The 9617-nt window shown below is 73.5% G+C and carries 11 protein-coding genes; 1 reads left to right on the forward strand and 10 read right to left on the reverse strand.

Features of this window, described 5'->3' with window-relative positions; all coding sequences use genetic code 11:
* From AC0CYZ_RS21745 to AC0CYZ_RS21790, 10 genes are all read right to left on the reverse strand, one after another.
* On the reverse strand, positions 1–486 hold a 486-nt coding region (locus AC0CYZ_RS21745), incomplete at its 3' end, for a hypothetical protein (RefSeq protein ID WP_472219156.1).
* 137 nt (positions 487–623) lie between these two features.
* Entirely contained in the window at positions 624–1598 is a 975-nt protein-coding gene (locus tag AC0CYZ_RS21750; protein WP_472219158.1) for an AraC family transcriptional regulator, read from the reverse strand.
* 88 nt (positions 1599–1686) lie between these two features.
* The gene (locus tag AC0CYZ_RS21755) at positions 1687–2370 is read right to left on the reverse strand and encodes a GntR family transcriptional regulator (protein WP_472219160.1); all 684 of its coding nucleotides are present in this window, start codon (positions 2368–2370) and stop codon (positions 1687–1689) included.
* A gap of 137 nt (positions 2371–2507) precedes the next feature.
* Positions 2508–3269: a carboxymuconolactone decarboxylase family protein gene (locus AC0CYZ_RS21760; protein WP_472219162.1), complete on the reverse strand. Its 762-nt coding sequence runs from the start codon at positions 3267–3269 to the stop codon at positions 2508–2510.
* Positions 3266–4165, reverse strand: a complete 900-nt coding sequence (locus AC0CYZ_RS21765) for an NAD(P)-dependent oxidoreductase (RefSeq protein WP_472219164.1) — start codon at positions 4163–4165, stop codon at positions 3266–3268. Before AC0CYZ_RS21765 ends, AC0CYZ_RS21760 begins: the two co-directional genes overlap by 4 nt.
* Complete coding sequence (locus AC0CYZ_RS21770; protein WP_472219166.1) at positions 4162–4569, reverse strand: carboxymuconolactone decarboxylase family protein; 408 nt, start codon at positions 4567–4569, stop codon at positions 4162–4164. The genes AC0CYZ_RS21765 and AC0CYZ_RS21770 overlap by 4 nt, the downstream gene beginning before the upstream one ends.
* A complete protein-coding gene (locus tag AC0CYZ_RS21775) occupies positions 4566–4955 on the reverse strand; it encodes a cupin domain-containing protein (RefSeq protein ID WP_472219168.1) in 390 nt (129 codons plus the stop codon). The genes AC0CYZ_RS21770 and AC0CYZ_RS21775 overlap by 4 nt, the downstream gene beginning before the upstream one ends.
* Positions 4952–5866, reverse strand: coding sequence for an NAD(P)-dependent oxidoreductase (locus AC0CYZ_RS21780; RefSeq protein WP_472219170.1), 915 nt, complete (start codon positions 5864–5866; stop codon positions 4952–4954). Before AC0CYZ_RS21780 ends, AC0CYZ_RS21775 begins: the two co-directional genes overlap by 4 nt.
* Positions 5867–5888: 22 nt before the next feature.
* Positions 5889–6704, reverse strand: coding sequence for an N-acyl homoserine lactonase family protein (locus AC0CYZ_RS21785; protein WP_472219172.1), 816 nt, complete (start codon positions 6702–6704; stop codon positions 5889–5891).
* Entirely contained in the window at positions 6701–7954 is a 1254-nt protein-coding gene (locus AC0CYZ_RS21790) for an alpha/beta fold hydrolase (protein ID WP_472219174.1), read from the reverse strand. The genes AC0CYZ_RS21785 and AC0CYZ_RS21790 overlap by 4 nt, the downstream gene beginning before the upstream one ends.
* Before the next feature lie 156 nt (positions 7955–8110).
* Between AC0CYZ_RS21790 and AC0CYZ_RS21795 the strand changes: the two genes are divergently transcribed.
* A complete protein-coding gene (locus tag AC0CYZ_RS21795) occupies positions 8111–9505 on the forward strand; it encodes an MFS transporter (protein ID WP_472219177.1) in 1395 nt (464 codons plus the stop codon).
* Positions 9506–9617: the final 112 nt, after the last annotated feature.

Genomic DNA, 9617 nt, shown 5'->3' on the forward strand with positions numbered 1-9617 from the left:
ATGGGTCCGGACCGGGGTACCCGGGGTGAGGGGAGAACGGTCCGGACCCATCCCGCGACGACCGCCGATCGCCGGGGGGCGACGATCGGACAGCCGGGCCGGGAGGTCCACCCAGTGCGAGTCGGACGCGCAGGACGGGCAGCCGAAGGCCTCGGCGAGCGAGGCGTACACCGGGGCGCCCGCGGCCCCGACGAGCGGCTGCGGCGTCCGCGGGGACCGCACGATCACGAGGGCGTCGCCACGCGCACGCAGACCGTCCGCCAGGTCGGCGACCGCCGCCACGACGACCGTCTCGGCGGCGAGGGTGGCGCGGAGGTCGAGGAGCACCAGCCCGCCGGGGTGGTGGCGGAGGGCGACGCGGCGCAGCCGGACGGCGGCGACGAACCCCAGCTCCGCGCGGGTGCGCACCACGGTTCCGCAGACGGTGTCGACGATCGACACCGAGGGCTCGTCGTCGGGGACGGTCAGGTCGCGGTCGGAGGTCATCGCTCGCTCTCAGCCCTCGGGGGCCCGGTGGACTCCCGCGCTGTGTGCCGGGTGGACGACGAGAGGTCTACCGAGCGCGGCGTGCGCCGGTCCATCCGCGCACGGCAAGACCCGACCGTTCGGCGACGGCCCCGGGCTCAGCGGGTGCGCAGGGTGTCTCCCGGGGCGCGGCCGTAGGTCCGGCGGTAGGCCTGGGCGAACCTGCTGACGTGGCCGAAGCCCCACCGGTGCGCGACCGCCGCGACGGTGGTCCCGGCTGGGTCGGAGGCGCGCAGTTCGGCGTGGGCACGCTCGAGCCGGACGAGGCGGAGGTAGGCCATCGGTGTGGTGTCGAGGTGGCGCCGGAAGCCGTCGTGCAGCGTGCGCGTCGACGCGCCGGCGAGGCGGGCGAGACCGGCCGGGGTGTAGGGCTGCGCCGGGTCGGCGCGGATGGCGTCGACGGCGCGACGCACCGGCGTCGGGCTCCAGCTCTGCGTCGGGCGTTCCAGGGCGCTCCGCCACCGGTGTCCGGTGGCGTGGAGGAACCCGTTGACCACGGCGTCGTGCAGGGGTGCGGCGATCATCGGGTGGGACAGCACGCTCGGCGCCGTGGCGGCCTCGTCGCACAGGAGACGGACCAGCCGGTCCCAGCGCCGCCCCGGGCCGCTGCGCAGGTCGATGTGTGGTTCGAGCACCGGGTCCGGGGGCACCGGGTGACCGAGCTGCTCCTCCAGCGCCTCGTTGACCGCGCGCCGGTCGACGCGCACCGCGTAGGAGCCGTACTCGTCGCTGGTCGTCATGGCCACCGGCCCGACGGGGTGGTACACCGCCCCGAGCCCCGGCGTGATCTCCAGGGCGTGCCGGCGGTGGCGGGCGTGCATCGAGCCGTTGGCGGCGTAGTTGACGTAGTAGCAGTCCTCCAGGTCCGCCGTGCCGATCTCGAGGCCCGAATTGATGTGGGACACCCCGACGGCCAGCGCGCCGAGCACGATGCCGTCGAACCGGAAGTCGTAGCTGGCCGTCCGGTCCAGGAGGTCCATCGAGGTGGTGAAGAAGTCCTGTCCCACCGCGGCCTTCGCGCCGTCGAGGTCGCGCTCGCGGAACGAGAAGAACTGAGCAAGCGCCGGTGCCACCCAGCCACCCTACGTAACGCGGCGAGGTCGCCGAGGGGACCGATGCCGCTGAGTCCGTCGTGCCGATGGCTCCCGTGGCTTCCGGCTCTCAGGCCGTGAGCTGAGCGGTCGCGGTGCTCGCCGCTGCGCGGATGTGGCGGACGCACGCGTCGGCGGCGGCGTCCGCGTCCCTCGCCTCGATGGCGTCGACGACGGCCCGCAACTCCCCGGCGGCTTCGGCCGGCCGACCCGGCACCGAGAGCGAGGTGGCCCGCAGCAGGCGGACCCGCGCCTGGAGCCCGGCCAGGGTCTGTTGCAGCGGTCCGCTCGCCGATCCCTCCATGAGCACCTCGTAGAACCGGTCCTTCGCCCCGAGGTGGTCACCGACCTCGTTCACGGACACCTCTGCGCTGCGGGCGATCTCGTCGACGGCCCGCCGCAGCTCCCGCACCTGGTCGTCTCCCGCCCGTTGGACGAAGCGCCGGACCGCGAGTGCCTCGAGCGAGGCGCGCATCTCGTAGATGTCCGCCGCGTCCGACGCCGACAACGACGTGACCTCCGCCCCGCGCTGGGGGACGACGGTCACCAGGCCCTCGGCGGCGAGCTGGCGGATGACCTCGCGCACGGTGGCGCGGGAGACGCCGAGGCTCTCGGTCAGCTCGCGCTCGATGAGGCGCTCACCGGGGCGGAGCCGGAGGTCGAGGATGGCCGAGCGCACCCGGTCGGTCGCCTGCTCCCGCAACGGCGCGGCGACGCGGCGCAACGGCTCGGACCCCCACACCGGCGCAGGCACGGTCGCGATCATCCCATGCACCCGGTCCGATCAGGCTCGCGCGACGGTGACCCGGCCGGCCGGCACCGGAGCAGCCGGTTGGTCGGCCTGCTCGGCCGGTCCCGGGGTGCTGGTCTCCGAGGTGGGCAGGCCCGCGGTCACGACGGCTCTCCCGCGAGCTCGGCCAGGATCGGCGCCGCGGTCGTCGCCGCGTGGATCCCGACGACGCTCGCGATCTCGAACATCTCGAGGATCTCGGCGACGGATGCGCCGTGGCCGAGTGCGTTGCGCAGGTGCAGCTTGAGGCCGGGCACGTAGAGGTGGGTGGCCGAGGCGTCGAACGCGCAGTAGACGAGCTCCTTGACCTTCGGCTCGAGCGTGCCGGTGTGCCAGGGCACCGACGAGAACGCGACGTAGGCCTCGAACAGGTCCGGGTCGAGCTCGAGGATCTCGTCCCAGAACGTGTGCCAGTAGCCCCGGGTCGCCGTGAACTCGGCCTTGAGCCGCTCCTGGCGTGCGTCGAGCGGGGCCGGCCCGTCGCGCAGGCCCTCCTCGGTGAGCACCTCGACCAGCAGCGGCACGCCGATGTTGGCGGCGTGGATGCCGAGCGTGCTCGTGAGCTCGAGGACCTCCATGATCTCGTGCGGGGTGGCGCCCACGTCGAGCGCGGCCTGCACGTGCTGCCGGACGCCGGGCGTGTAGAGGTGGGTCGCGGCGGCGTCGACAGCGATGTGGAGCAGCTCGCGCACCTTCGGCGAGAGGGCCCCGGGCTCGCGACGCCACGGGACCGCCGAGAAGTCGAGGTAGGCGCGGACGAACGCCTGGTCGAGCTCGAGCATGTGCTGCCACGGCTCGCCCCACGTCCCGCGCACGCGGACGAACTCGTCCTTGATGGCCTGCTGCTCGTCGGTCAGCGTCACGACGCCTCCTCGTTGTTCCGTCGGGTCGAGCTCCGCAGCCAGCGAGCGATCTCGGTGTGGTCGGCGGTGGGCCCGAGGGCGGCGAGGGCCTCGTCCCAGAGCTCGACCGTCGCCGCGGCATGCCGGGTGGGGACGCTCGTGCTCCCGGCGAGGTCGAGGGCGATGTGGATGTCCTTGACCATGAGCCCCAGCCCGAAGCCGGCGCCGTAGGTACCCGGCAGGATGTGGTTCGGCCACTTGTTCTCGGTCGACCCGCTGCGCCCGGACGCCCCGTTGACGACCTCGAGCATCACCGCGGGGTCGAGCCCGAACTCCTCGCCGACGAGCACCGCCTCGGAGCTCGCGAGCAGGTGGGCGGCCGACATCAGGTTGTTCAGCGCCTTCAATGCGTGTCCCGCGCCGACCGGCCCGACGTGCCGGGGACGCCCCATGACCGCGAGCACGGGCTCGAGGTCCGCGACGACCTCGTCGGGCCCGCCCACCATCACCGCGAGCGTGCCGGCGCGGGCCCCGGAGACACCGCCGGAGACCGGTGCGTCGATCAGCACCCGGTCCGTGGCGGCCAGCGACTCCGCCAGCGCGCGGGTGCGCAGTGGCTCCGACGAGCTCATGTCGACGATCAGCCGGGCGGCCTCCAGTTCGGCCACGACGGACTCGACCACGTCGGAGTTCGGAAGGCACAGCACCACCGCCTCGGCCCCGGTGGAGGTGTCGGCCCCCGAGTCGACCACGGTCGCCCCGGGCACGGCCGCGGCGAACGCGTCCCGCGCGGCGGACGAGGCGTCGTACGCGCGCACCGTCAGCCCGGCGTCGACGAGGCGCGATGCCATCGGCGTCCCCATGTGTCCGAGACCGACGAAGCCGACGGTGCGGCCGGCGGGACCACCGGCCGTCACGACCGCTCCCGCATCTCGTCCAGTACCCCGTCCGCCACCCGGAAGGCCTCGAGCCCGGCGGGCGCACCGCAGTAGGCGGTGGCCTGCAGCAACGCCTCCTGGATCTCGGTCTCGGTCACGCCGTTGGTGAGTGCGCCGCGCACGTGCACCGCGAGCTCGTGGGACTTGCCGAGCGCCGTGAGCATCACGAGGTTGAGCAGGCTGCGGGTGCGCCGGTCGAGCCCGGGCCGGTCCCACACCTCGCCCCAGCAACACCGGGTGACGTAGTCCTGCACGGGCCGGGAGAACTCGCTGACGTTCGCCATGGAGCGCTCGACGTGGTCCTGGCCGACGACCTCCCGGCGGATCGCGAGGCCCCGCTCGAAGCGGTCGTCGGCCCCGTGACGGACTCCGTCACCGCTCATCGCCCGGCCTGCCCGTACTCGTCCTCGGACACCTCGTCGAGCCAGGTCGTGGTGCCCAGCGAGACCGCGAGATGTGTCATGATCGTGCCGGGCCCCGCCCCGTGCCAGTGCTGTTCGTCGGGCGGCACCCAGACCACGTCGCCCACGGTCAGCGGCTGCGGCTTCCCGCCGTGCGTGCACACCCACCCCGTGCCCGCCGTGACGACGAGGATCTGGCCGCGCTCGTGGTGGTGCCAGTAGGTGCGTGCGCCGGGGGTGAAGGTCACCGAGTTGACCGTGGTGCCGTCAGTGCTCGGAAGCACCGGGTCGCCCCACACCGTGCCGGTGAACGTCGCTCCGCGTGCTTCGGTGACAGCGCCGTCGGCGCGCCCGTGGACGATCTTCACTGGGCCTCCTGGGTGGGCTCGGTGGTGGGTTGCTGGACGCGGACACCGCCGGCGAGGTCCCCGAGGGCATCCACGACGCGGTTGGAGATGACGTCGCCGTAGCCGAGGTGGGCAGCCAGCCCGAACGACGCGATCGGGCCTGCCGCGTTGAGCGACGGGACGCCGAGGCGCCCGAGCAGCTCGGTGTAGAGGGTGACGTCCTTGGTCATCAGGCGGCTCGTCAGGCCGCCCTCGAGGTAGTCGCCCTCGAGGATCCGCGGGAAGCGGTGGCTCGATGCGAACGACTGCCCGCTGCCGCCGTTGATCGCGGCGAGCAGCGTTCGCAGGTCGAGTTCGGCCCGCTTTCCGGCCACCATCACCTCGGCGGTGGCGGCCAACGTGACCGCGTTGAGGAAGTTGTTGAGCAGCTTGGCGGTGTGCCCGGCGCCGACCGGGCCGAGGTGGTGCACGGTCGAGGCGAGGGGCGCGAGCACCGGGCGGATCGCGTCGACCGCGGCGGCGTCCCCACCCGCCATGATCGTCAACGTGCCCTTCTCGGCGGCCGCCGCGCCGCCGGAGATCCCGGCGTCGAGGTAGGTCACGTCGCGGGCGGCGGCCTCTGCGGCCAGGGCCACGGTCGACTGCGGGGACGCGGTCGAGAGGTCGACGACGGTCGTCCCGGGCGCGCCCCCGGCGAGCACGCCGTCGTCCCCGCGGACGACCGGCTCGACGACCGCCGAGTCCGGCAGCGACAGCAGGATGGTGGCGCACGCGCGGGCGACCTCCGCGGGGCTCGCGGCCGCCCGCGCGCCGACGGCCTCGGCGCGCCCGGCGACGGGGTCGAACCCGACGACCTCGTGGCCCGCGTCGACCAGCCGGCGCGCCATGCGGCCGCCCATGTTGCCCAGTCCGATCATGCCGACCGGTCTCATCGGTGCTGCTCCTCCTCGTAGGTCACCGTGGCGCCTCCGCTCCGGCCTCGATGCGGATGACGAGCTCGTCGATGCCGGTGCCCTGCACGCGCGCGGGGAAGCGGCGCCCGACGTCGGCGTCGTGCCCGGCGACGAGCACCCGGTGCGGGGCCTCGGCGAGAGCGCGCAGCGTGTCGAACCCGGCGTACATCGCCTCGAGGTCGGCGACGACGAAGAACGGGCGGTCGTCGGTGAGCTCGTCGTAGAAGTGCAGCGCGTCGGTGGCGAGCACGGCCTCCCCGCCGGGGATCGCGACCTGGGCGATGAGCTGTCCGGCCGTGTGCCCCCCGACCTCGACCAGCGCGAAGCCGCCGCCGAGCTCGCAGCGCCCGGTGAACGTCGTGACCCGGCCCTCGGCGTGGGCTCGGGCCAGGTCGGCGATCTCGTCGGTCTCGGTGGAGTGCGCGAACTGCGCGCGCCCGGCGTACGGGCCGGTCCAGAACTCGAGCTCACGAGCGGTCATGACCACTTCGGCGGCCGGGAACCGGTCGAGGTTGCCGATGTGGTCGTAGTGCGCGTGGCTCACGACCAGCCGCTCCACCCGCGCGGCGTCGACGCCGAGCGCGGCGAGGGCCTCGATCGGGTCGACGAGCACCTCGCGGCCCCGGCGACGACCGACCTCGGGATCGAAGCCGCAGTCGACGACCGTCGTGCGGTCGCCGTCACGGACCACCCAGAAGAAGTAGTCCATGCGGAAGGCCGCATCGGGCTCGCCGTAGACGGACCAGTTGAGGTAGCTCTCGGCGGAGCTGGTGGTGCGGGTGCCGTACCGGATGGCGAGGACCTCGTGCTCGCTCATCCCCGGTCCCCCCGCGGTCCGGTCCGCAGTTCCGCGAGGACCGGCAGGAGGTGCTCGAGGAGGCCCTCGGGGTCCTCGGACATCGGGAAGTGTCCGCGGCCGGGCATGACGACCAGCCGACCGCCGAGCTGCTCGGCGGCCCGGCGGCTCATCTCGGTGGTGGCCGAGTAGTCGTACTCGCCGCTGAACACGACGAGCGGGCAGGTCGCGGGGCCCAGCTCGGCGGCGACGGGCGGGAAGTCGACGGAGTAGAACGAGGTATCGCCCTGGTAGACGCCCGGACCGTTGCTGGCGTAGCCCCACAGGGTCTGGGCGCGCGGCCCCGCCGGGCTGGCCGGGGCGATGAGCCCACCCACCCAGCTGGCCAGGAACCCGGAGTGGTCGACGTCCGCGCGGTGGGTCCACTCGACGAAGCGCCCGGGGCTCCCGAGGCCGCCCTCCAGGGCGCACACCCCGGCGAACCGCTCGCCGTGCTCGCAGGCGAGGTAGAGCGCGATGGCCCCGCCCATCGAACAGCCGAGGAGCACGGGCCGGTCCAGGTCGAGGGCCTCGGCGACCGCGAGCACCGTCGTCGCGTACGTGGTGGTGTCCAGGCTGTAGCGGCGGTGCTGCCAGTCCTCGGGTGGGTCGGAGCGCCCGTGCCAGGGCATGTCGAAGGCGACGACCCGATGGTGGTCGGTGACCCGCGGGTCCTCGAGCAGCCCACGGAACTGGCGCGAGTCGGCGCCCGCCGTGTGCAGGCACAACAGGGCCGGGCCCTCCCCGGCGGTCTCGACGAAGACCCGGCGGCGCTCGCCGGCGACGTCGAGGTGCAGGTAGCGCCCGACACTCGGCCCGAAGCCGAGCGGAGCGGGTGCCGGATCGGGGCGGCGCGTGACGGGGGCCCTCTCGCCGGACCGCAGTGCGTCGAGGAACCGGTCGATCGCCGGCGCCGCCCGCGCCCACACCTCCCGGCGGCCCGTGACCCGCTCGCTGCCCCGCGTCGCGACCAGTGCCTGCGCCGAGGTCGCGCCGCGCGGAGGCGGGTCGGCGCAGAACTCCTCCCACTCGACGTCGGATACGGCGAAGCCGACGTCCCACGTGGCGTTGAGGCCGGGCGCGCCCTCGCAGTGCACGTCGCCGTCGGCGACCCGGACGAGGAAGCGACCACCGGCGATCTCCAGCAGCAGGCTCCATCCGGGCCCGGGGGGCAGCCCCGCGAGCAGCCCCCCGTGCAGTGTCGCCCTGACCTGCGCCTCGTCCAGCCCCATCGCGCCTCCTCGTCGAGACCGGCCCGCTGCGGGCCCGCGACCCACCCGGTTGACGCGAGCTGTGGGCCAGCCCTACGTTCCGATTGTCTGACAGCCTGACGATGCATGGCGATCGCCGACGGCGCAAGGCCGCGTCGGGGACGAGGAGTGGTCTCGATGACGAGTCACGAGCACGCCGGCCCGGTGACGAGCACGTCCGCCACGCCCGGCGCGGAGGAGGACCCTCGGCGCGCGGCGAAGCGACGGTCGGCGACCCGCGGGGCCTTCTTCGCCGAGTTCGTCGACATGTTCGACATCTACCTGCCGACCGTGGTGCTGACCCCGGCACTGATCTACTTCCAGCCGGCGCGCCTTGATCCGGGCACCACGGCGATCTTCACCTCGCTGGTCTTCGTGACCACGCTGGTCGGTCGGCCGATCGGCGCCGCGGTGTTCGGCGCACTCGCGGACCGGCTGGGGCGGCGTCGCAGCACCATCATCTCGGTGACCGGTTTCGGGGTGATCACCCTGCTCATCGCACTCGTGCCCGGCTACGCGACGATCGGCATCGCGTCGTACTGGCTGCTCGTCCTGCTGCGCTTCCTCGACGGGGTCTGCCTCGGCGGCGGCTACACCGGCGCGCTGCCCCTGGCCATGGAGTACTCGACGAAGAGCCGCCGCGGTCTGCTCGGCGGGATCATCCTGGCGGCCTTTCCCCTGGCCTACGTCGTGATCACGCTCCTCGGCCTGGCGTGCTTCGCGCTGTTCCCGCTGGCCGGGCCCGACTCGGCCTACGCCGTCTGGGGGTGGCGCGTCCCGTTCGTGCTCGGCGCACTGCTGGCCTTCGTCCTCGCGACGTACTACGTGCGCAGCGTCTCCGAGTCGGAGGTCTGGCAGGCCGCGGAGGCCGCGAAGGCCGAGGGCACCTCCCAGGGCAGTCCCGGCCGCCCGCTCCTCGCCGTCCTGCGCAGCCCGACCTTCCTCCAGGTCTTCGGGATGATGAGCGGGTTCTGGCTGACACAGAACCTCGTGACGCTCTTCCTGCCGACGACCGTGCTGCGCAATCTCGTGGGGCTCTCCAACAACCAACTCACGGTGACCCTGCTGATCGCCTACGTCTGCCTGGTCGGGAGCTACATCGGCTCGGGCGTGCTGGGCCAACGCATCGGCCGCAAGCGGTTCTTCGTGATCAGCGGACTGCTCATCGCCACCGTGGGCGTCGCGCTGATGGCTGTGCTGGTGAACGGCAGGGGCCTGCCCCTCGGCCTGGTCATCCTCGTGGTGTGCGCGTTCTCGATCGTCGTCACCGCGCCGTGGGGCGTCGTGCTGCCCTACATCACCGAGCGGTTCCGCACCGACGTGCGTGCCTCCGGTTTCGGGCTCGGCTTCAGCGTGTCGGTGGTGATCCCGTCGTTCTACGCCTTCTTCCTGGAGGGCCTCGGAAGCGTCATGCCCTACGCCGTCGCCGTCCTCGTCCTGCTCGCCGTCGGCGGCCTCCTCGGGACCGCCGGCGCGGCCGCCGGTCCCGAGACCCGCGCCGTCGACTTCGAGGCCACGGTGCCCGCCGCGTGAGGTCGAGGGCGGCCGCGCGGTGCCGGCCGGCGCGTGCCGTGGGAGCCGGTCGTCGTGGCGCCCGTCGCGCGCTGACCCGGGGGCGTGGCGCCCCATGGGCGGGGGGGCGCAT

Source organism: Actinomycetospora sp. (genome assembly GCF_055612215.1).

What these genes read in the sequence shown, in the direction of transcription:
- AC0CYZ_RS21790 (WP_472219174.1), bottom strand. Translation starts at nt 7,954, where the DNA reads ATGGGGCTGGACGAGGCGCAGGTCAGGGCGACACTGCACGGGGGGCTG.
- AC0CYZ_RS21795 (WP_472219177.1), top strand. Translation starts at nt 8,111, where the DNA reads ATGACGAGTCACGAGCACGCCGGCCCGGTGACGAGCACGTCCGCCACG.
- AC0CYZ_RS21785 (WP_472219172.1), bottom strand. Translation starts at nt 6,704, where the DNA reads ATGAGCGAGCACGAGGTCCTCGCCATCCGGTACGGCACCCGCACCACC.
- AC0CYZ_RS21770 (WP_472219166.1), bottom strand. Translation starts at nt 4,569, where the DNA reads ATGAGCGGTGACGGAGTCCGTCACGGGGCCGACGACCGCTTCGAGCGG.
- AC0CYZ_RS21780 (WP_472219170.1), bottom strand. Translation starts at nt 5,866, where the DNA reads ATGAGACCGGTCGGCATGATCGGACTGGGCAACATGGGCGGCCGCATG.